The organism is Moraxella sp. FZLJ2109 (assembly GCF_024296965.1).
GTDB lineage: Bacteria > Pseudomonadota > Gammaproteobacteria > Pseudomonadales > Moraxellaceae > Moraxella.
In genome coordinates, this window is the sequence record NZ_CP101112.1 from 2,071,240 (window position 1) to 2,094,106 (window position 22,867).

At 45.9% G+C, this 22,867-nt stretch carries 18 protein-coding genes; 10 read left to right on the forward strand and 8 right to left on the reverse strand.

What is annotated here, in order from left to right; genetic code table 11:
• Positions 1 to 56: 56 nt before the first annotated feature.
• The 3 genes from argF to dnaB form a co-directional block, all read right to left on the reverse strand.
• The gene (gene argF, locus NKU06_RS09815) at positions 57 to 977 is read right to left on the reverse strand and encodes an ornithine carbamoyltransferase (RefSeq protein WP_254730541.1); all 921 of its coding nucleotides are present in this window, start codon (positions 975 to 977) and stop codon (positions 57 to 59) included.
• 172 nt (positions 978 to 1,149) lie between these two features.
• Positions 1,150 to 2,265 (reverse strand): alanine racemase, encoded by a 1,116-nt coding sequence (gene alr / locus NKU06_RS09820; protein WP_254730544.1) that lies wholly within the window; start codon positions 2,263 to 2,265, stop codon positions 1,150 to 1,152.
• A 124-nt stretch (positions 2,266 to 2,389) separates the two neighbouring features.
• On the reverse strand, positions 2,390 to 3,790 hold the full coding sequence (gene dnaB / locus NKU06_RS09825; RefSeq protein WP_253223533.1) for a replicative DNA helicase: 1,401 nt from the start codon (positions 3,788 to 3,790) through the stop codon (positions 2,390 to 2,392).
• Between the two features lie 123 nt (positions 3,791 to 3,913).
• On the opposite strand from dnaB, the gene pdxA reads away from it, so the two are divergent.
• From pdxA to NKU06_RS09840, 3 genes are all read left to right on the forward strand, one after another.
• Complete coding sequence (gene pdxA, locus NKU06_RS09830) at positions 3,914 to 4,999, forward strand: 4-hydroxythreonine-4-phosphate dehydrogenase PdxA (protein ID WP_254730547.1); 1,086 nt, start codon at positions 3,914 to 3,916, stop codon at positions 4,997 to 4,999.
• Between the two features lie 130 nt (positions 5,000 to 5,129).
• A complete protein-coding gene (gene rsmA, locus NKU06_RS09835; RefSeq protein WP_254730550.1) occupies positions 5,130 to 5,975 on the forward strand; it encodes a 16S rRNA (adenine(1518)-N(6)/adenine(1519)-N(6))-dimethyltransferase RsmA in 846 nt (281 codons plus the stop codon).
• 93 nt (positions 5,976 to 6,068) lie between these two features.
• Positions 6,069 to 6,920, forward strand: coding sequence for a symmetrical bis(5'-nucleosyl)-tetraphosphatase (locus NKU06_RS09840; RefSeq protein WP_254730553.1), 852 nt, complete (start codon positions 6,069 to 6,071; stop codon positions 6,918 to 6,920).
• An 81-nt stretch (positions 6,921 to 7,001) separates the two neighbouring features.
• On the opposite strand, the gene rpsT is transcribed toward NKU06_RS09840, so the two are convergent.
• Positions 7,002 to 7,268: a 30S ribosomal protein S20 gene (gene rpsT, locus NKU06_RS09845; protein ID WP_078253793.1), complete on the reverse strand. Its 267-nt coding sequence runs from the start codon at positions 7,266 to 7,268 to the stop codon at positions 7,002 to 7,004.
• Positions 7,269 to 7,634: 366 nt separating this feature from the next.
• On the opposite strand from rpsT, the gene NKU06_RS09850 reads away from it, so the two are divergent.
• Positions 7,635 to 8,360 (forward strand): NAD-dependent epimerase/dehydratase family protein, encoded by a 726-nt coding sequence (locus NKU06_RS09850; RefSeq protein ID WP_254730556.1) that lies wholly within the window; start codon positions 7,635 to 7,637, stop codon positions 8,358 to 8,360.
• 131 nt (positions 8,361 to 8,491) lie between these two features.
• Here the strand turns inward: NKU06_RS09850 and NKU06_RS09855 are convergent, their stop codons facing one another.
• Positions 8,492 to 9,685 carry an ornithine--oxo-acid transaminase gene (locus tag NKU06_RS09855; protein WP_254730559.1) on the reverse strand — a complete coding sequence of 398 codons (1,194 nt, stop codon included), beginning with the start codon at positions 9,683 to 9,685 and terminating at the stop codon, positions 8,492 to 8,494.
• 234 nt (positions 9,686 to 9,919) lie between these two features.
• Here NKU06_RS09855 and NKU06_RS09860 point away from each other — a divergent pair.
• Positions 9,920 to 11,373 (forward strand): IS3 family transposase gene (locus NKU06_RS09860; protein WP_254728775.1). Its coding sequence is split into 2 segments (ribosomal slippage): positions 9,920 to 10,430 and positions 10,430 to 11,373, totalling 1,455 coding nucleotides; the frame shifts between segments, so codons are not numbered across the junction.
• 145 nt (positions 11,374 to 11,518) lie between these two features.
• Here the strand turns inward: NKU06_RS09860 and NKU06_RS09865 are convergent.
• From NKU06_RS09865 to NKU06_RS09875, 3 genes are all read right to left on the reverse strand, one after another.
• Complete coding sequence (locus NKU06_RS09865) at positions 11,519 to 12,775, reverse strand: NRAMP family divalent metal transporter (RefSeq protein ID WP_254730562.1); 1,257 nt, start codon at positions 12,773 to 12,775, stop codon at positions 11,519 to 11,521.
• Between the two features lie 242 nt (positions 12,776 to 13,017).
• Positions 13,018 to 14,430, reverse strand: coding sequence for an L-serine ammonia-lyase (locus NKU06_RS09870; protein WP_254730565.1), 1,413 nt, complete (start codon positions 14,428 to 14,430; stop codon positions 13,018 to 13,020).
• Positions 14,431 to 14,487: 57 nt separating this feature from the next.
• On the reverse strand, positions 14,488 to 15,621 hold the full coding sequence (locus tag NKU06_RS09875; RefSeq protein ID WP_254730568.1) for a WG repeat-containing protein: 1,134 nt from the start codon (positions 15,619 to 15,621) through the stop codon (positions 14,488 to 14,490).
• A 371-nt stretch (positions 15,622 to 15,992) separates the two neighbouring features.
• On the opposite strand from NKU06_RS09875, the gene NKU06_RS09880 reads away from it, so the two are divergent.
• From NKU06_RS09880 to NKU06_RS09900, 5 genes are all read left to right on the forward strand, one after another.
• Entirely contained in the window at positions 15,993 to 16,187 is a 195-nt protein-coding gene (locus NKU06_RS09880) for a bacterioferritin-associated ferredoxin (protein WP_254730571.1), read from the forward strand.
• Positions 16,188 to 16,615: 428 nt separating this feature from the next.
• Positions 16,616 to 17,110, forward strand: a complete 495-nt coding sequence (gene bfr / locus NKU06_RS09885; protein ID WP_254730573.1) for a bacterioferritin — start codon at positions 16,616 to 16,618, stop codon at positions 17,108 to 17,110.
• An 18-nt stretch (positions 17,111 to 17,128) separates the two neighbouring features.
• Positions 17,129 to 17,602: a bacterioferritin gene (gene bfr, locus NKU06_RS09890; protein WP_254730576.1), complete on the forward strand. Its 474-nt coding sequence runs from the start codon at positions 17,129 to 17,131 to the stop codon at positions 17,600 to 17,602.
• 337 nt (positions 17,603 to 17,939) lie between these two features.
• On the forward strand, positions 17,940 to 20,678 hold the full coding sequence (aceE, locus tag NKU06_RS09895) for a pyruvate dehydrogenase (acetyl-transferring), homodimeric type (RefSeq protein ID WP_254730579.1): 2,739 nt from the start codon (positions 17,940 to 17,942) through the stop codon (positions 20,676 to 20,678).
• A gap of 26 nt (positions 20,679 to 20,704) precedes the next feature.
• Positions 20,705 to 22,663 (forward strand): 2-oxo acid dehydrogenase subunit E2, encoded by a 1,959-nt coding sequence (locus NKU06_RS09900; RefSeq protein WP_254730582.1) that lies wholly within the window; start codon positions 20,705 to 20,707, stop codon positions 22,661 to 22,663.
• Positions 22,664 to 22,867 lie beyond the last annotated feature (204 nt).

Sequence of the window (22,867 nt, forward strand, 5' to 3'; positions counted from 1 at the left end):
TAGGATTTATTATCTTAAAAATCACCTTAAATCAATCTGATAAAATAAACAGCTGCTTAGTCTAGCTTGATTTTATCTTTTAATAAAAATTCCATTAAGGCTTTTTGGGCGTGTAGGCGGTTTTCGGCTTCGTCCCATACGACCGAACGCGGATCGTTTAATAGATCAAAGCTGATCTCTTCGCCGCGGTGCGCAGGCAAGCAGTGCATGAACAGCACATCAGGATCGGCTTTATCCAGCATCGCAGGGCTGACTTGATAAGGAGCAAAGCGGCGCGCGCGTGTCAGCTGCTCAGATTCTTGACCCATGCTTGCCCAGACATCGGTGGCGATTAGGTGCGCGCCTTTGGCAGCTTCTTGGGGATCTTCGACATAAGTGACGCAATGGCTGTATTCTTCGATCAGCTCAGGATTTGGCTCAAAGCCATAAGGTGCAGTCACGCGCAAATGAAAGCCGAACTGATGCGCTGCAAGAATGTACGATGCGCACATATTATTGCCATCGCCAACCCAAGTCACGGTCTTGCCCTTGATACTGCCGCGATGCTCGTGGAAAGTCTGCATATCGGCAAGTAGCTGACAGGGGTGAAAGTCATCGGTCAAGGCATTGATCACAGGGACAGATGAATGCTCACAGAATAGCTCAAGCTTGGCGTGCTCAAAGGTGCGAATCATGATGATATCGACCATGCTTGAGATAACCTTTGCAGAGTCTTCGATCGGCTCACCGCGACCCAGCTGGGTATCTTTTGGCGATAAGAAAATCGCATGGCCGCCAAATTGACCCATGCCTGCTTCGAACGAAATGCGTGTACGCGTCGATGATTTTTCAAAAATCATGCCCAAAGTGCGACCGACAAAAGGGCGATAAATCTCGCCACGATGCTGCATTTGGCGCAGTTCACTGGCTCTTTGGATGATGGCTTCTAATTCAGCAGGGCTAAGATCCAACAGGTTTCGAAAATGGCGTACGCTCATGAGAACAAATTCCGTGAGTGATCAATAAATGGTGAGAAAAGATTAAGTATAGCACCCACACAAGCGATTGACTAGTGCTTTTGGCAATTTTACCAAAAGTTCGTGATGATGCAGGGTTTGGTGGTCAAATCGCTGGTATGGACTGCAGACACAGATAAATTGATTTGTTGAATCATTTATTGGTAAGCTGTCTGTTTGGGCGTGTGGTCAAGCGGCACATCAGCTCATAGCCGATGGTATTGGCACACATCGCCACTTCATCGATGTGCGGCGCATCGCCCCACAAGATCACATCATCACCAATGGTAACATCCACGCCATCGACATCGATCATCAGCATATCCATCGCCACGCGTCCGATGATGGCGCAAGTGGTTGTCCCTGATTGTCTGATGATACTTACCTTTGCGCCATCAACCACGCGTGGATAGCCATCACCATAGCCGATACTGACGATGGCGATTTTGTGCGCATCTGTCGCTGACCATAAGGCAGCATAGCCGACCGAATCGCCTGCATTGAGCGTGTGAATCGCCATGATCTTGGCAGATAAAGTCATCGCAGGCAATAGCCCTAAATCAGCTGCACTACAGTGAGCGACAGGCTTCGCGCCATATAGGGCAATGCCTGCGCGCACCCAGTTATGATGTACTTGTGGGAAATTGAAAATCCCTGCTGAGTTGCACAGTGAGCCTTGAGCACTGCTTTGTAGTTGTAAGATGGCTTGCAAGGCATGGTTAAATCGTTCGATCTGCACAGCGTTGAGCGGATGTTCTTTTTCGTCTGAGCAGGCAAAATGTGATGTCAAAATGATCTGATAACCTGCGTCAATGAGCAGTTTGGCTTTATCAATGATCTCATCAGCGCCAAAGCCGATACGGTTCATGCCGGTGTTGTATTTTAGCCAAATGGTGCGACAAAAGCTGTCATCACTTGGCTTATGCTCAAGTGCCCAATGTAGCTGCTCATCATGATGAATCACGCAGCCGAAGTCATGTGTGATGGCATCCAGCCACTCATCGCGACTAAATACCCCTTCGATCAGCACCACAGGACGCACAGTATCAACGGCGCGCAAGGCATATTCGACTGCTAGGGCTTCACTCATGCACGCCACCCCAAAGCCATCAGCGGCAATGAGTGCAGGCACAGCCTTATCAACCCCATGTCCATAGGCATCAGCCTTGACCATGGCAAGCACTTTGGTATCAGGCTGTAGCTGAGATTTGATTACTTGTAAATTGTGCGCCAACGCGGCAGCATCGATGGTAACAGTAGCAGTACGCATAAAAAAATCACATATAGTTTAAAAAATTTGATAAATATCGTATCTTGTTTTATCCAGTAAAATAAGATAAATTTAAAATTATTTTATATAAATAATCATGAAAATACTGAAAAAAGCACAAAAATCAGCCGTCATCTTCTTCTAAATAGGCAAATTCTTCATCGTTGAGCAGATTCTCAAAGCGCGCATATTCACCCAAGAATCGCAGCGGTACAGTACCACGCTCACCGCTACGGTTCTTGCCGATAATCAGCTCGGCTTGGTTTTGGATTTCAGGTTTGTCTTGATGGTAGTACCAGTGGCGATAGACGAATAAGATCAAATCCGCGTCCTGCTCGATCTGCCCAGATTCACGCAGATCCGACATCATCGGACGCTTGTTCGGGCGCGATTCTAGGCTGCGGTTGAGCTGAGATAGGGCGATGACAGGGCAGTTAAGTTCACGCGCCAGTGCTTTTAGGCTTCGTGAGATTTCACCGATTTCATTGACGCGACTGTCCATACCATGTACGCGCATCAGCTGTAGATAGTCGATGACGACAAGCCCCAATCCATCTGGATGGTTCTTTGCAAGGCGGCGGCAGGTGGCGCGCACTTCACTGGGGGTGAGCTCTGAACGCGAGTCGATATATAGATGCTTATCCTGTAGCCATGCAGTCGCGCTCATAAACATCGCCCATTCAGACTCTTCCATATCGGCTGCCATCAGCTTGGCTTGGTGAATGCGTCCCCATGCTGAGATCATACGCATGGCGATCGATTCGGCAGGCATTTCCATCGAGAATACCACGGCGGCTTTGTTGGCGTTCAGCGCAGCTTGTGCAAAATTCAGCGCAAGTGCCGTCTTACCCATCGCAGGGCGCGCCGCTAGGATGATTAAGTTACCCGCCTGAAATCCCAAGGTTTTGTTATTTAATTCTTCAAAACCTGTATCAATCCCCACCAGACCCCCATCACGCAGGCGAATTTCGCTCAACAGATTGCTGACATTGGTCAAGACATCATCGATGCGCTGCGGACCTTCTTTATTTGTACCTTTGGCAAAATTCTCACCGATGCGAAAAATATCCGCTTCGATGGTGTCCAAAATCTCTGTCACCGTTTGTTTTTTTGGGTGATAAGCCAGATTTAGCATGGTATTTGCCGATTTGATCAGCTGACGATATACCGCCAGATCGCGCACTTTTTCGGCATAATTGACCAAGTTAAAAAAGCTGACAGGGCTTTGGTTGATCTGCAATAGATACTCTTCACCGCCGACAGCTGATAGCTGATCGACGCGCGACAGATAATCATGCACCATCAAGCTGTCATAAGGTTCATTGATACGCGCCAAATGACTGATGGCATCGAAGATTTTCTTGTGGCGTTCACCATAAAAATCATCAGCGCTGATGATGGTATCAATGCTGTCAAAAGACTCGCTCATACCCATCAGCGACGCAAGTAGGCTGCGTTCCATCTCAATGTTATGCGGTGGCTGTAGGGTCAATAAACTGTCGGTTCGGGTGCTGGTATCGGTCATGGGTATTGGTGGCGATGGGTCAAAAAAGCTGCTAAAATATGGTGAAATTCAAGCACAAATTGTAGCACAAAATCGCACAAAAAGCGAAAAATCCCCACCATCTTCCCGTAAGGAAATGTATCCATGTTGCACGCAGATTCACGCCTTTTATCACACGCCCGCCCGTTACTCATCACCACAGGCGAGCCTGCAGGCATCGGTATGGATATTGTCATCGATGTCTTGTGTCATCATGCAGATGCGCTTTATGGTAAAACTATTATTTGTGCTGATGCTACTGCTTTTGCTGAGCGTATCAAGGCATTGCAAGCACAAGGTACAATCACGACTGCGCTTGACTATGCAGTGATCGATGCGCCAGATGATTTTGCGCAGCTGCCTGATAATTTTATCCAAGATAATGTAGATAATCTTAATCATAATGTTGTGATAATGCACATACCTTGCGCTGATAAAGTAATGGCAGGGCAATTATCAGTAAACAATGCCCATATGGTCGAGCGTCAGCTGCATCTAGCGCATTTGCTTACTATCCGGCGTCAAATCCGCGCCATCGTTACCGCACCGATCCAAAAATCTGTCATGGTTGATGCTAATATCACACTGGATAATGGCAAGATGTTCAGTGGACATACTGAGTATTTCATGCACAAGGCAGGCTGCGATAAGGTGGTGATGATGCTTGCCAATCGCGTGATGAAAGTGGCGCTGGTGACGACGCATCTGCCACTGCGCGCCGTGCCTGATGCCATTACTCGCGATGAAGTGGCAAATACCGTGCGTATCACCCATGATGCACTGACTGCACAATTTAGACTCAAGCAGCCTAAAATCCTAGTCTGCGGGCTCAATCCGCACGCAGGCGAGAGCGGACATTTGGGATCAGAAGAGATGGAAATTATTAATCCTGTCTTACAAGGTTTTATCAATAATGGCATGAATATCAGCCTAGCCATGCCTGCCGATACGCTATTTACCCGCCGCCATCTGGATGTCTGCGATGCGGTGATCGCCATGTATCATGATCAGGGTCTGGCACCGCTGAAATCCCATGGCTTTGGCGATACGGTGAACATCACACTTGGTCTGCCGTATGTACGCACATCGGTGGATCATGGCACGGCACTGGATTTGGCAGGGACGGGCAAAGCAAGCAGCTCAAGCTTATTACAGGCTATCAGTTATGCTGATCGGATGAGCGGGGTGTAAATACACCTTATGCCTTTGGGTCTTTAAAACCCAGCAACCACAAACCGCCACCCATCCCAAAAATTTCACCAAAATTCATCATTTCATGGTATGATAAAGGGTTAATTATACAAATTTATAAGTTACTCCTATGCATATCATTCCTAAGACTCCACGAGAAGCCAAACACGCCCCACGCAAGCGCTTTGGGCAAAATTTCTTACACGACACAAGCGTCATCGGGCAGATCGTTACTTCCATCCGTTTGGACCGTGCGGATAATTTGCTTGAGATTGGGCCAGGGCTTGGGGCTTTGACTGAGCCTTTGCTTGCTGAAGTCGATGGCATGACGGTGATTGAGCTGGATCGTGATCTTGCCGCACAACTTAAGATTAATATCGGTGCTAATAGTCATCCTGATTTTACAATTATTAATCAAAACGCGATGGAGGTCGATTATCGTGCCTTAGCTGAGCAGGTCGGCAAAGGGGCGTTTCGCGTGGTGGGTAATCTGCCGTACAATATCTCAACGCCGATTTTGTTCCGCTTGCTTGAGTTTAGTGATGTCATCCGTGATATGCATTTTATGCTCCAAAAAGAAGTGGTTGATCGTATCACCGCCGAGCCAAGTAGCAAAGAATATGGCAGATTATCAGTGATTATGCAATATCACTGTGCGTCTGAATATCTGCTGACCGTGCCAAAAGGCGCGTTCAACCCGCCGCCGAAAGTCACCAGTGCGGTATTTCGCCTAACGCCATATGCTACCAAGCCGATCGTTGCTAAAGATGAGAAGGTTTTTGCCTTAGTGGTGCGTGAAGTATTCAATCATCGTCGTAAGACTTTGCGCGCGATCTTTAAGGCGAATGCGCTGCTGCCAAATCTTGATGAAGCTGCCTTTGACTCTGTCGGCATCAATCCGCAGGCGAGACCTGAGACTTTAAGCGTTGAGCAGTTTGTGCGCTTAGCGGATTTGGTGGTGGATCATCACGCTTAAATTTGCTTGTGATGATTATGCTTATTGATGAAGATTTAATTAATAATGACCTATAAGTAATTTGTTGTACAGTTGCTGTTATTGTTTAGATTTATGAAATTTCAAAAAACCAAAAAATACCGTCATCAGTATGTCATCGGCGACTTGCAAGGTTGTTTTTCGGCGTTCAATCGCTTGCTTGAAGCGTTAGAATTTGACGAAACCCAAGACAAAATCTGGCTTGCTGGCGACATCGTGGCACGCGGTGAAGATTCTTTGGCGACACTGCGAGAAGTCAAGCGACTGTCCGACATTGGCGCGCTGACTACTGTACTTGGTAATCATGACATCACCTTGATCGCCACTTGGCGTGGGATTTTACCGCCTAAGCCTAAGGATAAAACTGCTGCGATTTTTGTCGCACCTGATTGTGATGAGCTATTAAACTGGCTACGCAAACAGCCTTTATTGGTATTTCCAAGTGATCGTACGGTCTTGACACACGCAGGCATTCCACCGAATTGGACGATCAAGCAAGCGCACGGCTATGCCCAAGAGCTTGAAAAGCAATTAAGCGGCAGCCTAAAGCAGCTTGATCGCTTATTACCAAATCTGTATAGCAAAAAATCTGAAGAATGGTCAGAGAAATTAAACGGCTATAAGCGAATGCGCGCCATCGCCAACTACTTGACGCGGATGCGCTTGTGCACACAGTCAGGCTTGTTGGAATTTTCGTTCAAAGAAACGCTGAGCGATGTCATGCCGAGTGATTTTCGTCCGTGGTTCGAGTGGTTCGTGGTGCGTGAACGCCGTATTTTATTCGGGCATTGGGCAGCGCTGCGTGCTGAAGTTGAGACGCGCAATGTGCGTGCACTTGATGGTGGCTGTGTGTGGGGCGGTACTTTGGTGGCGTATCGTCTGAGTGATGGCGCGGTGATCGAGGTGGGCGCAAAAGCCGATACTTAAGCCTTGTTTATAAGCACAAATTTAAACTATAAAAAAGACCCAAACTTCTTAGCTTGGGTCTTTTTTTATCACAAGATGCGATTAGCCTTTTAGTGCTTTTACCGCAGCGTTTAGGCGGCTCTTATGACGAGCAGCTTTATTCTTGTGGATGATGCCTTTGTCAGCCATACGGTCGATTACTGGCACAGCTTTGTTATAAGCTTCAGTTGCTAGCTCGTATGATTTCGCTTCGATGGCAGCGTTTACGCGCTTGATGAAAGTGCGAACCATTGAACGCTGAGATGCGTTGTGCTGACGACGCTTGGTGTTTTGACGAGCGCGTTTGCGAGCTTGTGCAGAGTTTGCCATGTGTTTTATCCTTATAGATAAATAAAAAAGTTGAAAGTAAGAATAAAGTGGGTGCAATCAAAGGTGAGGTGCTTTGATAGCTTGGACAATATAAACGCCTATATTACCAAATTTCATGCCATCTCACAATAATTAATTACAAAAAAGTTGCAAATCTCGGCTGAAAATCGCGATAAATGAGTCAAAATTTATATTTTGTAGCAATTTGCCTGTGTGCCTAATGGGGATAATTGGATGATTTTTTGACAAATTGTGCTAGAATATCGCGTTGCTGATTGTAATTTGGCCAAGATAGGGTAAAAAGTCAGCAAAGGGCGCATCAGGCGATGACTTGGTGATATCATGATCATAATGTAGGTTCAAGCGATGAAAACAAAAGCCATACTCATCGGGGGGTCAGGGCGTGTCGGTCAGGCATTGGCTCGTGAGCTTGCGACGATGTACGAGACGGTAATTTTGATCACGCGCACACAGCCTAAGGTGATGAGCGAAAATATGCTCGTGTATCATGTGCCTGATTTTCAGTCGCTATCGACGACTATCGAATCGATCTCTATCGGTGAAGATACCGATGCATTCAGCTGTCTTGGCATTGCTAAGGAACACACCGCCAGTCGTGATGAATTTTATCAAGTCAATGTGCTTTATAATATGGAGTTTGCGCGCGTGTGTCATGCCAAAGGCGTTGGGCGGTTCTTTTTCTTATCTATGACAGGTGCAGAAAAGCCACAGTTCAACGAAGAACTCATCGCCAAGGCGGATGTGGAATATTATCTTAAGACGCTGAATTTCCAAGAAGTGCTGATTTTCCGATTAAGTAAATTAACCAGTGAAACGCCAAGCCTATCGGTCAAAGGTGCGCGCCAACTGCTCAAATCTGCCAAAAACGCCATCACCAGCGTCATCGGCATCAATCAAGTTGTACCATTGACGCCGCAGCGTGCCGCAGCAAGCATCGCTCTGGTGGCATATCGACTGCATACACGCCCAAGCCAAAAAGCCGCTCAGCGACTACAAGTCATCACTCATGATCAAATGCGCCAATTGACCGAGCCTAAGCAGACCTTACGAAAATTTGCGATGGTGGAGTAAGTGCGCTGACAGCAGTGTGCTGACAGCCTAGATAAAAGCTTAGCTTTATAAATTCTTATCACAAAAAAACAGGTCGCCAATCAACGACCTGTTTTTTTGTGCTTGAATTTAGCCCAAATTAGCAGAATAAATTAAGCAGACAGCACTTCGCGGATTTTTACTAAGGCTTGATCCAGCTCATCTTTGGTGATGATTAATGGTGGCGCAAAGCGAATTACAGTATCGTGCGTTTCTTTACACAGTAGCCCAAGCTCTTTTAGGTGTTCGCAATAGGGGCGAGCAGCTTCAGTTAGCTCAACTCCGATGAATAAGCCACGACCGCGCACTTCTTTGATTTTCGGGTTTTGGATTTTTTGTAGCTCAGCTAGGAAATATGTACCGAGTTCAGCTGAGTTTTCTGCCAATTTTTCGTCCACAAGCACATCAAGTGCAGCGATAGAGACGGCACATGCCAATGGGTTGCCGCCAAATGTTGAGCCGTGTGAGCCAGGGTTAAACACGCCCAGAATATCATCATCAGCGACCACGCATGAGATAGGGAATACGCCACCGCCCAATGCCTTGCCTAGGATATACATATCGGGCACAAAGCCTTCGTGCTCACAGGCAAATAGCTTGCCCGTGCGTCCAAGACCTGCTTGGATTTCGTCAGCGATAAATAATACATTATTAGCACGGCAGACATCATAGGCTGCTTTCATATAGCCTTGTGGTGGGATGTTGATGCCAGCTTCGCCTTGGATTGGCTCAATCAAAAACGCCACTGTATTTGGTGTGATGGCAGCTTGTAGTGCATCCAGATCGCCATAAGGCACAAGCTTGATACCGCCAAGCATCGGGCCAAAGCCACGCTTGTAGTCGTCATCGCTAGATAGTGATACGGCACCCATCGTGCGACCGTGGAAATTGCCAATACAGGCGATGATTTCGGCTTGATTGTCCGCTACGCCTTTGACATCATAACCCCATCGCCTTGCAGTTTTGATGGCAGTTTCGACCGCTTCAGCACCAGTGTTCATTGGTAGCACACGAGATTTGCCAGTCAGTTTGCTGACTTTTTCGTACCATGGGCCAAGCTGGTCGTTATGAAATGCACGGCTGGTCAGCGTCGCACGGTCGGCTTGGTCTTTGAGTGCTTGGATGATTTTTGGGTGGCAGTGACCTTGGTTCACTGCTGAATAGGCACTGAGCATATCCATATAGCGATTGCCTTCAGGGTCTTCTACCCAGATGCCTTGGGCTTTTGAGATGACGATAGGTAGGGGTAGGTAGTTGTTCGCCCCGTAGGTTTCGGTTTGTTTGATTAGATCTTGTGAGATTGTCATGATTGATAATCCTTATAATTTCAGTACAACTTAATATGAAGCCAAGTGATACCTGGTTAATGTGCCAATAGTTGGCAAAATCCTTTTTGTTGGATGGTCAATCACACCGACGACCAAAAATGACAACAAAAAACCATTTTATCACCTTGGCTGAACTTTGCAAGCCAAAATAACCAAAAAACCTTGTGAAATTGAACCGCACCCCAAAAGTTAGACAGCCTTTGGGGTGTTTTTATGACCAAATACACAATGGACTTTAAACTGTCCGTCATTCAACATTATTTAACAGGACATAGTTACAATCAGACAGCCAAATTTTTTGGCATAGAAAGCTCTATCATCCAAAACTGGGTGAGACTCTACCAAACTCATGGGATTGATGGCATTCGCCCAAGAACAAGCAAAGCCAGTTATTCACCAGCATTTAAACACACAGCAGTATTACAATTACTCTCTGGCAAATCTATGCCAACAGTTGCCACTGAATTAAACATCAGTAGCCCAAGTGTGCTCTTTCAATGGTTAAAAGCTTATCAAACTCATGGTATCATGGGACTTACTCCCAAACCTAAAGGCAGAAGACCTATGAGCAAATCAACCAATAAATCAGATAAAGTAGCCAAAGCAACGAAAACAAGCAAAGTAGCTAAAACAGCCAAGGTGGACAGGACAGATAAAACACTAACCAATGAACACGCCGAGTTACTCAGACGCATTCAATATCTAGAAGCTGAGAATGCTTATCTAAAAAAGCTCGATGCCTTAATTCGTCAAAAACACAACGCATCATCACCCAAGAAAAAGTGATGATTGTGCAAGAATTAAGGCAAACCTATCTGATTGATGATTTGCTTAACGTGTCACACTTACCAAGAAGTACTTTTTACTATCATCTAAAACAATTAAGCAGACCTGAGCAAGACACTGTTATCAAAGATAAAATCCAAAACATCTACCACGCTCACAAAGGCAGATATGGCTATCGGCGTATTACCCTAGCACTAAAGCAGTTAGGCTTTGTTATCAATCATAAAAAAGTGCAACGGCTAATGCACGAGCTTGGGCTTAAAGCAGTAATTCGTCGTAAGCGAAGCAAACACAGCACTTACCGTGGACGAGTAGGCAAAATCGCTACCAATGTCTTAAACCGTGATTTTAAAGCAGACAAGCCCAATCATAAATGGGCAACAGATGTCACTGAGTTTAAAATACAAAGCAAAACTTATGATGGCGGTATCAAAGAGCAAAAGCTGTATTTATCACCCATCATTGATTTGTATAATGGTGAGATCATTAGCTACAGTATCAAAGACAGACCGACTTATGAGTTAGTGCAAGACATGCTACACAAAGCCATAACAACGCTAACTGGTGATGACAAACCCATCTTGCATTCTGACCAAGGCTGGCATTATCAAATGAGCAATTACCAACAAACCTTAAAAGACAATGACATTATCCAAAGTATGTCAAGAAAAGGTAACTGCTTGGATAATGCAGTGATAGAGAGTTTCTTTGGGACATTAAAAGAAGAGATATTTTATGAGAAAACTAAATTCACTTCACCAGATGAGCTTAGAAAAGTGATTGATGAGTACATTCACTACTACAACCATGATAGAATAAAGAGCAAATTAAAAGGACTGAGTCCTGTACAATACAGAACTCAGTCCTTGATGAAACCTTAACCGTTAATCTTAGTGTCTAAGAATTGGGGGTCGGTTCAAATTTATGTGAATTTTTTGATCAAATCATCAGAAAATATAAAAAAATCACGCCATGATGCATGGCGTGATAGGGTGGTTGGCTCTGTGATGGCTAATACAGTCTTAATTAGCCAATGATACCACCAAATTGCAACAAGAACAAAATGGTAAAGCCTGACAAGAACGCGATACCTGCTAGAGCAAATAGCGTCATGCCAGTGCTGATGTTGCCTTCTTTTTTGATCAGCTTATAGTTGAGATAACCAAAAATTGGTGCGGTGACGAACGCTGTGATCATCGCAAACTTCAGCATCGCTGCCATCTGACCCATAAAAAATGCAATTAAGCCATAGCCTGCAATGATAAAAAATGCGGTCCATTTGGCGACGAATTTTTCGGTTTCGTCAGTAGTTTTGGTTTTAATCAGCGATAGGCATTCGGCAGTAGTACGGCCATAGCCGTCAGCACAGGTAATCACCGTACCATACATACATAAGAATGCAATGAATGCAACCAATAGACGAGACCATTCACCGATGGTTTCGGTGTACATTTGGATGAGCTGACCAACATAAGCACCGCCTTGCATTGCGATCTCTTCGCCTATACCGTATTGGACAAATACGCCCAATGCCAAGAAAAATAGTGCCAGAATCGCAGAAGTCAGATAACCGACATTAAAGTCAATCATGCCTTGGTAGCGGCTGGTGTGATCGGTACGAATTTTCTTAGCGGTCCATACAGAAGTAATCGCCGAGAATTCAAGCGGTGCCGGCATCCAGCCCATCAAGGCGATGATAAAGCCAAGCGCTGCCAAGTTCCAAGGTGATGCAGGAATAAAATCAGGTGCCATAACAGCAGGCTTGCCCATCGCCACAAATACCGCTGCCACGGTCGCCACGGTCAACGCCACGATGATCCATTTGGTGACACCATCAAGTAGCTTGTAGTGACCAGCAAATAGCAACAGCCATGATGAGAACATGACGATGGCAGCCAAGGCTAAAGTGTTCAGCTCAAACGGTAGCATATAGCCAAGAATGACTGATGCCAAAATCGCAACCGCACCTGTGCTGATAATGCCCGAAAGGATACACAAGATAAAAAACGCCCAAATATAAAAACGAGATAGCTTGGCATAGCCTGCCACAAGACTCTCGCCCGTACTATAAGCGTATTCGGTGCCGAAACGGTAAAATGGGTATTTGAACAAGTTGGCAAGAATAATCATAATTGCCAATTGCCAACCATATAGCGCACCTGCTTGGGTCGATGCTACCAGATGCGAACCACCGATGGCGGCAGATGCCATCAAAATCCCTGGACCAAAAGCTCTCCAGTTGAGCTTATGGCTACTACCGATTTGTTCTGTATGCTGTGTCATAATATCAATTGCCAATGGCACTCCAAAAAATTACCGTTTAATACGGCAAAAAGATCATCTTATAAAAATTTGGTAAGTTACAATAACACAAAATGTACAAATGGCAAATTCAATTTCGGAATGTTGATTATAACTTGCTTCAAGCACTACGGCAAAAAAACGGTCATGGAGCTGACCGCTTGATAAAAAGGGATTAACTGATCGGTGTATAAATAAAAAATTGGATGAACCATGGCTGATATTTAGCACTGACTAAAGCCACTGCCAATATTTACCAAATCGATACGATTCATGGCATCGGTAGCATGGATAGCAAGTCCACCTTTAGCAGTTTCTTTGTATTTATCCATCATATCCATACCTGTTGCTTTCATGGTGGCGATGGCTTTGTCCAGTGAGACATGATGACTGCCATCGCCACGCAGGGCAAGGCGTGCCGCATTGATGGCTTTGACCGATGCCATGGCGTTGCGTTCGATGCAAGGCACTTGCACGAGTCCTGCAATCGGGTCGCAGGTCAGTCCTAGATTGTGCTCAAGACCAATTTCGGCGGCGTTTAGGCATTGAGCAACGCTACCGCCTAGTACATGAGCAAGCCCTGCCGCTGCCATCGCACAGGCTGAGCCAACTTCACCTTGGCAGCCGACTTCTGCACCTGAGATGGATGCGTTTTGCTTGATCAAAGCGCCCACCGCGCCTGCGACGAGCAAAAATTCACGCACACCATCGAAGCTGAATGACGGAATAAAGCCGCGATAATAATGTAGCACTGCAGGGATGATGCCTGCTGCGCCATTGGTCGGTGCGGTGACGACTTTACCGCCTGCGGCATTTTCTTCATTGACGGCGAGCGCATACAGATTCACCCAGTCCATCGCAAGCAGGCCGCCATTGCCAGAATAGCCATATTCTTTGGACAACTGCTCGTATAGGGCTTTGGCGCGGCGTTTGACATTTAAGCCACCCGGTAAGATGCCATCGACTTTACAGCCTTGGGTGACGCAAGCTTGCATGGTGTGCCAGATTTCATTGAGATATTCTTTGACTTCATCTTCTGTGCGTACGGCAGTTTCGTTCGCCATTATGATGTCGCTAATGCGCATATCGTGCTTGGCGCACAGCTTAGCAAGCATTTCAGCACTATTAAAATCATAAGGATAGGGCGATACTGCAGTGTCATCAGGCAGTTCATGAATTTCAAATTCATCTTTGATAAAGCCACCACCAATCGAATAATAAGTGCGTGCAAATGGCTTGGCATCCCCAAAATGTGCCACCAGTCTCATACCGTTGGGATGGGCAGATAGGGCGTTATCATCCCATAATAGGTGCTTATGCACATCAAAACTGATCTCGTGTGTGCCGCCTAGGTTCAGTGTCTGTGATTCGAAAATTGGTGCAAGGTATTTATCGGTCTTTGTGGTGTCAATGCTGCGCGGTTCATGACCAAGCAAGCCCAATAAAATCGCCGTATCGGTCGCATGGCCTTTACCTGTTGATGACAGCGAGCCATACAGCTCAATGTGCAGCTTGATTACCTTAGGCAGCTGATCGCCCAATTCTGCCAAAAAGCGATTGGCAGCTACCATCGGTCCGACCGTGTGCGAGCTGGATGGACCGATACCGATTTTAAATAATTCAAAAACGCTGATCATGATATCTCCTTAAAAATTCTTAAAACTAATTATCCTAAAAAGTAAAAAAACTATACATCACCCACAAGACACGCTTACACCTTGGGTGTTGATGCACATTTTTGTGCCATCGACCAAGTTGCCAATCCATGCTTTGCCTTGTACGAACTTCAGCGGCGTCAATGGGCGGACTTTCGATGTGCTGTTTTTGACGATACCACTATCAGTAAAGCGAAAATCAATCACCAAATCACCTTTATTATCAATAAAGCCCCAGCGATCGCCGACACGCACCGCTGCCATATTTTCGCTGTAGTCTTTGACTTCATCGAAGGCGTATTGGATCATCGCCACGCCTTGATTATCGACAAAGCCCCATTTGCCACCGTTTTGTTGTGGGAAAAACTGCGGCGCATTATTTACAGTGCGTGTGGTCACAGTGCTTGGCGTTTGAGTGATCGGCGTGATGGTGGTACTACTGACGAATGCAGGGCTGACAGTACTTTCGACAGGCACGGTGGTCGGTGTGCCAAGCAAATTGCTACTGGTTTGTGTGATGCTTACCGATGCAGGTGGCGAGATCGTACGCGTGTAGCTTGGCGGTTGGGCGGGAGCTGGGTTTGCTGTCGCTGTAGTATTGGTGGCGACATTATTTGCTACATTTGGTGTATCAGGTAAGCGTTGTCCTGTGGTATCGATCTGATAGCGTTGATTGCCGCGTGTGACGGTTGCAACGCCATTTTGAAAATCGGTGATATTGCTGATGGCTTTATCGAAATTCACCACAGTGCGCCCTTGGGTGGTGATGACGCCGAACGCGCCATTTTTGCGTACGACGATGCGTCCATCATGCACACCGCGCGCCCATGAGCCTGTCGGCATACGGTCGAAATTCGGCGTCAGTGCCACTTTGCCTGCGCGGTTGATGTAGCCGACTTTACCGTTTAATTGTACAGGCAATAGCCCATCGCCCATCACAGCACCAAGCACGGCTTGATAGCGAAACAGGTCGGCGGTTTTTTTGCCTTTATTATCCAGCAATGCCACAGGTGAGCCATCGTCTTTACTTGCCAAAAAAACTCCTGCTTGTGCGGTGCAGCTGACATTTTTATAATCGCTTTTTGGTACTTGGCAAGCGTGTGCCGTCCCCATGCTGACAGCCGTCAAGCCAAGACCAAGACAAGTTAGAACAAAAGGGCGAATGTGGCTCATGAAGTTTAAATCTATAAAATATGTAAGGTGAATAATAGGCAAGCTTTATTAAGCCAAAAAACTTAGCAATATCAGTGATTATTGTAACGATAGCCAAGCCAAATGTATAGTGTAAAACTGTCAGCAAAGCAACAAAACAGCAGGATTTTCTGCTGATTTATCATAACTGATTAAAAGTCCATCTTTGATTGAAAATTTGTATCGCAATCTTTGAAATAATTGATAAAATCATTTGCAAATGGGAACAATTATTGTTATTATAAACCCATAAACAAGAATCACTCGCTTTTGAGAGCGAAACTTATTCAAGTCCTGTCATTTATAATTGACACTTTTCATCAAGTGTAAACAACCAAAACTGGATAACCGCTATGTATGTTTGTATTTGTCATGATGTCAAAGATACCCAAATCAAAACCGCACTGGCCCAAGGCGTCAATGGCATGGAAGGGTTGCAAGATGCATTGTCAGTTGGTACCTGCTGTGGCTGCTGCGTGCCGATGGTGCAGGATTTGATCGATGAGCATGAAGCCAATTTTGTTGCCATTGATGTGATGGCAGGTTGATGGATTTGGGCTAAAAAATTTTTAAATTCATAGCCAATTCCATCCCAAATTAACACTTAAAATATTACCCGATTGTTACTGTCTTGTACGATCGGGTTTTATTTTGAGTTGTATTACTACCGTGAATTTTATTAATCGATAATTATTTTCACTTTGATAAAATTAAATGATAACCAGTTTCAATTTATTTTTATAGATTTTATGATAATTATCAATGGCTTAAATAAATTAATCGGTGGCAAATCGGTAAAAAATGTACAAAATGCATCCAATTGGCAATTGCAAGCTGTTATCAGAGTGTAAAGCGTTCGCAGTTCAGAAGTATTACAAACTGGTGGTGGATTTATTGTTTAATTGTGTTAGTATAATTATCATGCAACTTTTTATAAACTTTTTGACAAAAATTTTCGATAAAGCGGGAGAATGTGATGAAATCATCTCAAAAAGTCATTGATTATCTGAACTTTTTATTGGGCGGTGAGCTTGGCGCTCGTGATCAGTATTTTATCCATTCACAGCTGTATGCTGAGTGGCATTTGGGCAAGCTGTACGACCGCATTCATCATGAGATGGAAGATGAGACCTTGCACGCGCAGCTATTGATTTCGCGTATTTTGATGCTGGGCGGTACGCCAAATATGCAAGTGAGCGCGATCAATATCGGCACCGATGTCCCAAGTATGCTAAAAAGCGATCTTGAGCTAGAATACAGCGTCCAACAACATCTAAAAGAAGGCATTGCACTGTGTGAAGCGGAGCGTGACTATGTAACGCGTGATATGTTGGTGCGTCAGCTAGAAGATACCGAGCAAGATCATGCGCATTGGCTAGAGCAGCAACTGCGTCTGATTGAGCTGATGGGACTTGAAAATTATCTACAAAGCATGGCAGGCGAAGCGGTACAGGCGACCGCTGCACACTGATCATCATAGGAGAGATGTATGAAAGCAGATAAAAAAGTCATCCGCGCATTAAACTCAGCACTGGGTTTGTCATTGGTCGCCATCAATCAGTATTTTTTGCACGCGCGCATCGTGAAAAACTGGGGCATCGTCGAGCTGAACGAAGCATTTTATAAGCAGTCAATCCAAGAGATGAAATGGGCAGATAAGCTGATTGAGCGTATCTTGTTGCTTGAAGGTCTGCCAAATTTACAAGAATATGGCAAGCTTTTGATCGGTGAAGATGTCGCCGAGATCATTGGCTGTGATTTAAAACTTGAAAAACGCAAGCATGATGCCTTGATCGAAGCAATCGTCATCTGCGAAGAGCATCGTGATTATGTGTCGCGCGCTTTGTTGGTTGAGCTTAAAGATGGTAACGAAGAGCATATCGATTGGCTAGATACCCAAAACGAGCTGATCGAAAGCATGGGTATCAAAAACTATATCCAGCTAAAAGCCAGTGAAGAATAACCAGTGTATGCTAAATACAATCCCCAAAGTGAAATTTGGGGATTTTTTTGTATATAAAACTGGGGAAAATTTGTTATAATAGCATCGGCTAAGTGGCTGATTTACAAAGAAATAATATGTTATAAATTGACAATATTTCCAAAATAAATGTTTGTTATTTCGGTATTTATTTTTAAGAATAAACTTTTTCTGTCAATGCTTTTATAATAGCAAGGAAATTTTTTTGTTCACAGTTGTTTCTTGTGGATAAAACCATCAGCCACATCTGTCAAGCCAATGCAGATGTAATAACCGCTATGTTCGTTGTGGCATAGCTCAATCATGTAGGATAATTGTAATGAGTTATTATAATGACACCGATCATGTCGAAACCCAAGAGTGGTTAGACGCATTCGAATCGGTCATCAAAAACGCCGACAAAGATCGCGCGCAGTTTCTACTAAAAGCCTTGTATAACATGGCAGTACAAGAAGGCTTGCCATTCAACCGCCTAGATACTGCTTATATCAACACCATTCCTGTAGAAGATGAGCCAACTTACCCAGGCGATCTGCACATGGAGCGTAAGCTACGCGCTTTGATGCGTTATAATGCGTTGGCGATGGTTATGAAAGCCAACCTAAATAACGATGATTTGGGCGGTCACTTGGCGACTTTCGCGTCATCAGCGACTTTGTATGAGACAGGTTTTAACCACTTTTGGCGCGCTCCAAGCGAAAACCATGGCGGCGATATGATCTATTATCAAGGTCATGGCGCACCAGGTATGTACGCGCGTTCATTCCTAGAAGGTCGCTTGACTGAAGAGCAGCTTGTCAATTTCCGCCGTGAAGTCGATGGTAAAGGTCTATCAAGCTATCCGCATCCATATCTAATGCCTGATTATTGGCAATTCCCAACGGTATCAATGGGTCTTGGTCCTTTGATGTCGATTTATCAAGCGCGTAACCAAAAATACCTAACCAACCGCGGTCTGATCAAAGATGAAGATCGTAAAGTGTGGGCATTCCTAGGTGATGGCGAGACGGACGAGCCAGAAAGCTTGGGCGCGATCTCAATGGCAGGCCGTGAGAAGCTTGACAACCTAATCTGGGTGATTAACTGTAACCTACAGCGTCTAGACGGCCCAGTACGCGGTAACGGTAAGATCATCCAAGAGCTTGAGTCGGTATTCCGCGGTGCAGGCTGGCGTGTGATTAAAGTCATTTGGGGCGATCATTGGGATCCACTACTTGCCAAAGACAAATCAGGCGCGCTAAAACAGCGTATGGAAGAAGTGGTTGATGGTGAATATCAGCTATACACCGCGCGTGATGGTGCATTTGTCCGTAAAGAATTCTTTGGCAAATATCCAGAGCTAGAAGAGCTGGTCAAAGATCTATCAGACGAAGAAATCATGCAGTTAAACCGTGGCGGCCATGATCCGAAGAAAGTCTATGCTGCTTATGCTGAAGCAATGAAAACCAAAGGTCAGCCTACGGTTATCCTTGTCAAAACTGTTAAAGGCTATGGTCTATCAAGCCAAATCCAAGCGGTGAACAAAGCGCACCAATTGAAAAAACTGGATGAAAATGGTCTAAGATATTTCCGTGACCGTTTTGACTTGCCATTTACTGATGAGCAGCTAAAAGAATTGCCATTCTACCGCCCATCAGAAGATTCGGCAGAATACAAATACTTGATGGGTCGCCGTGAGTCATTGGGTGGCCACTTGCCATCACGCCGCAGTGGTCATATCCCATTGCCAGTGCCTGAGCTGTCAATCTTTGATCAAGTGCTACAGGGCTCAAAAGGCAAAGAGCAATCAACCACGATGGTATTTGTCCGTCTATTGTCAGCACTATTAAAAGACAAAGCACTGAACAAGCATGTCGTACCAATCGTACCAGACGAAGCGCGTACTTTCGGTCTAGAAGGTATGTTCCGTCAGCTTGGCATCTACTCATCAGTAGGTCAAAACTATGTCGCTGAAGATGCTGAAGCTCTGATGGGTTATCGCGAAGCTAAAGATGGCCATATGCTAGAAGAAGGCATCAACGAAGCAGGCGCGATGAGTGCGTGGATTGCCTTGGCGACCAGCTACTCAGTGAATGCTTTACCGATGATTCCAATGTACATCTACTACTCAATGTTCGGTTTCCAACGCGTTGGTGACTTGGCATGGGCAGCAGGTGACTGCCAAGCACAAGGTTTCCTATTTGGCGCAACAGCAGGTCGCACCACTCTAAACGGTGAAGGTCTGCAGCACCAAGACGGCCACAGCCACATCCTATTTGGCACTGTGCCAAACTGTGTGACTTATGATCCATGCTATGGCTATGAGCTTGCGGTGATCATGCATGACGGTCTGCGCCGTATGTATGGCAAAGGTGAGCGCGTGTACTACTACATCACCTTGATGAACGAAAACTACGAACACGCAGCGATGCCTGAAGGTGTTGAAGAAGGCATCAAGCGCGGTATGTATCTGCTTGAAGACAATGGCTCAACACAGGTACAGCTATTGGGTTCTGGCGTCATCTTACGCGAAGTCCAAAAAGCCGCTCGCATCCTAAAAGATGAATTTGGCATCACTGCCAATGTGTGGAGCGTCACAAGCTTTAATGAGCTGACTCGTGACGGTATGGCGTGCGATGATTATAACCGCCTACACCCAACTGCAGAACAAAAAACCCCATGGGTTACTGAGCAGTTGGCACAGCATAAAGGTATCGTTGTCGCAGCAACTGACTATATGCGCAACTACTCAGAGCAAATCCGTGGCTGGCTACCTGACAGCCGTCCATATGCGACACTGGGTACAGATGGCTTTGGCCGCTCTGACAGCCGTGCGAAACTTCGCAGCTTCTTCAATGTCAATGCTGAGCATATCGTCGTTGCGACCTTGAAGAAATTGGCAGATGAAGGCGAAATCGATGCGCGCTTGGTACAAGATGCGATCAACAGCTTCGACATCGATGCTGATCAAGCGCCTGCATGGCAGCCACAACCGCATTACGATCACTTCCCAGATGCGCCAGCACCGAAGATAACTCGTGAACCAAACCCAGTGCCTGAACTGGTTGATGAACACTAATTAACGCCCAAGTATAGGAGAATATGATGGAAATCAAAGCCCCCGATTTGGGTGTAGAAAGTGCTGAAGTCGCCGAAATCATGGTAAAAGTCGGCGATGCCATCAGCGAAAATGACAACCTTGTTTTGGTTGAATCCGATAAAGCATCTGTAGAAGTGCCTGCACCCGTTGCAGGTACGATCACCGCTGTTCATGTCAATGTTGGCGATAGCATCAGTGAAGGCACGGTGTTATTTAGCGTGGAATCAGGCGCAGCAGCCCCTGCACCAGAAGCCACTCCAGCACCACAAGCTGCTGCCGAGCCTGCACCAGTGGCACAAGCTGCCCCTGCAGCCGCACCAGTACCTGCCACTGCTGCAAGTAGCCAAACGCACAACCTGCCTGATCTTGGTGTGGATAGTGCTGAAGTTGCAGACATCATGGTGAAAGTCGGTGATACTGTCACTAAGGATCAGCCATTGATCTTGGTTGAATCTGATAAGGCATCTGTAGAAGTGCCTGCACCTGTTGATGGTGTGGTAGAAGCTATCCTTGTCAATCAAGGTGATGCAGTCACCAACGGTCAAGCCTTTATTACCATTAAAGGCGTAGGCGCAGCAGCTCCTGCACAAGCAGCTGCTCAAGAAACTGCCGCACCTGCATCAGCACCTGCAGCGCCAGCACCACAAGCCGCTGCCGCCCCTGCTGGCAGCCAAACTCACAACTTACCTGATCTTGGTGTAGATAGTGCTGAAGTTGCTGATATTATGGTTGCTGTTGGCGATACTGTGACTAAGGATCAATCACTTATTTTGGTTGAATCTGATAAAGCATCTGTAGAAGTGCCTGCACCTGTTGATGGTGTGGTAGAAGCCATCCTTGTCAAACAAGGTGATGCAGTGTCAAATGGTCAAGCCTTTATCACCATCAAAGGCGCAGGCTCTGCACCAGTAGCACAAGCTGCCCCTGCAGCCGCACCAGCACCTGCCGCTACCCCTGCACCAAAGGCAGAAGCACCAAAAGATGCACCAGCTGCTGCAAGCACCAAGCTGCCTGAGACTGTCGTGAACGAAAAAGCACGCAATGTCCATGCAGGCCCTGCGGTGCGTAAGCTTGCGCGTGAGATGGGTGTGGACATCAGCCTAGTGACAGGCACTGCTGCACATGGCCGTATTCTAAAAGAAGACCTATTCAGCTTTGTTAAGAGCGTGATGAGTGGTGCTACCAAGCCTGCAGCAGCTGCAAGTGCACCAGTTGCAGCGGCACCTGTTGGCTTGCCACCACTACCAGATATGTCAAACAAAGAAATCTGGGGTGAGATTGAGACTGTTGAGCTGACTCGACTACAAAAAGTCTCTATTCCACAGCTGAATCTTAATACCTTGATTCCACAAGTCACTCAGTTTGACCTAGCGGACATCACTGAGACCGAAGCCATGCGTAATGAGCTAAAAGGTGAGTTCAAGGCTCAAGGCATCGGCTTGACCATTTTGGCATTCATCGTCAAGGCGGTGGCGTATGCATTGACTCAGCATCCGAAGTTCAACAGCCATGTTTCTGATGACAATACCAAGATGATCATCCGTAAATCGGTCAATATGGGGATTGCCGTTGCAACTGATGACGGCTTGATTGTTCCTGTCATTAAGGACGCTCAAGACAAGGGCATCAAGCAGCTTGCGATCGAAATCGGTCAGCTTGCCAAGAAAGCACGAGATAAGAAGCTTACTGCCAAAGAGCTACAAGGTGCAAGCTTCACCATCTCAAGTCAAGGCAATATGGGTGGTACTTACTTCACGCCGCTGGTCAATTTCCCACAAGTTGCAATTTTGGGCATCTCAGAATCTACCTTCCAGCCGCGTTGGAATGGCAAAGAGTTTGAGCCACGCTTGATGTTGCCGCTGTCACTGTCTTATGACCATCGCGCCATCAACGGTGCTGATGCTGCGGTATTCACTCGCTATATCGCTAAGCTATTGGCAGATCCACGCTTGATTTTGATGTAATCAAGTATTGGCGAAACAAAAAAGGTGGCTTTATGCTGCCTTTTTTTGCTATAAAATATTGGTGAAAAAGGGCGTCTGTTATAAGATTTGCCTTTATGCTTTATGCTAAAACCTGCTACAATGACTAATATAATTAGCTGAGCCTAAAATCATTCGCGGGTGTATGCAATAGACCTATAAAAATCTCTTTTAAAATCAATCAAT

What these genes read in the sequence shown, in the direction of transcription:
- NKU06_RS09840 (WP_254730553.1), top strand. Translation starts at nt 6,069, where the DNA reads ATGAAATTTCAAAAAACCAAAAAATACCGTCATCAGTATGTCATCGGC.
- rsmA (WP_254730550.1), top strand. Translation starts at nt 5,130, where the DNA reads ATGCATATCATTCCTAAGACTCCACGAGAAGCCAAACACGCCCCACGC.
- aceE (WP_254730579.1), top strand. Translation starts at nt 17,940, where the DNA reads ATGAGTTATTATAATGACACCGATCATGTCGAAACCCAAGAGTGGTTA.
- NKU06_RS09900 (WP_254730582.1), top strand. Translation starts at nt 20,705, where the DNA reads ATGGAAATCAAAGCCCCCGATTTGGGTGTAGAAAGTGCTGAAGTCGCC.
- bfr (WP_254730576.1), top strand. Translation starts at nt 17,129, where the DNA reads ATGAAAGCAGATAAAAAAGTCATCCGCGCATTAAACTCAGCACTGGGT.
- NKU06_RS09865 (WP_254730562.1), bottom strand. Translation starts at nt 12,775, where the DNA reads ATGACACAGCATACAGAACAAATCGGTAGTAGCCATAAGCTCAACTGG.
- alr (WP_254730544.1), bottom strand. Translation starts at nt 2,265, where the DNA reads ATGCGTACTGCTACTGTTACCATCGATGCTGCCGCGTTGGCGCACAAT.
- bfr (WP_254730573.1), top strand. Translation starts at nt 16,616, where the DNA reads ATGAAATCATCTCAAAAAGTCATTGATTATCTGAACTTTTTATTGGGC.
- rpsT (WP_078253793.1), bottom strand. Translation starts at nt 7,268, where the DNA reads ATGGCAAACTCTGCACAAGCTCGCAAACGCGCTCGTCAAAACACCAAG.
- NKU06_RS09880 (WP_254730571.1), top strand. Translation starts at nt 15,993, where the DNA reads ATGTATGTTTGTATTTGTCATGATGTCAAAGATACCCAAATCAAAACC.
- pdxA (WP_254730547.1), top strand. Translation starts at nt 3,914, where the DNA reads ATGTTGCACGCAGATTCACGCCTTTTATCACACGCCCGCCCGTTACTC.
- dnaB (WP_253223533.1), bottom strand. Translation starts at nt 3,790, where the DNA reads ATGACCGATACCAGCACCCGAACCGACAGTTTATTGACCCTACAGCCA.
- NKU06_RS09875 (WP_254730568.1), bottom strand. Translation starts at nt 15,621, where the DNA reads ATGAGCCACATTCGCCCTTTTGTTCTAACTTGTCTTGGTCTTGGCTTG.
- NKU06_RS09850 (WP_254730556.1), top strand. Translation starts at nt 7,635, where the DNA reads ATGAAAACAAAAGCCATACTCATCGGGGGGTCAGGGCGTGTCGGTCAG.
- NKU06_RS09870 (WP_254730565.1), bottom strand. Translation starts at nt 14,430, where the DNA reads ATGATCAGCGTTTTTGAATTATTTAAAATCGGTATCGGTCCATCCAGC.
- argF (WP_254730541.1), bottom strand. Translation starts at nt 977, where the DNA reads ATGAGCGTACGCCATTTTCGAAACCTGTTGGATCTTAGCCCTGCTGAA.
- NKU06_RS09855 (WP_254730559.1), bottom strand. Translation starts at nt 9,685, where the DNA reads ATGACAATCTCACAAGATCTAATCAAACAAACCGAAACCTACGGGGCG.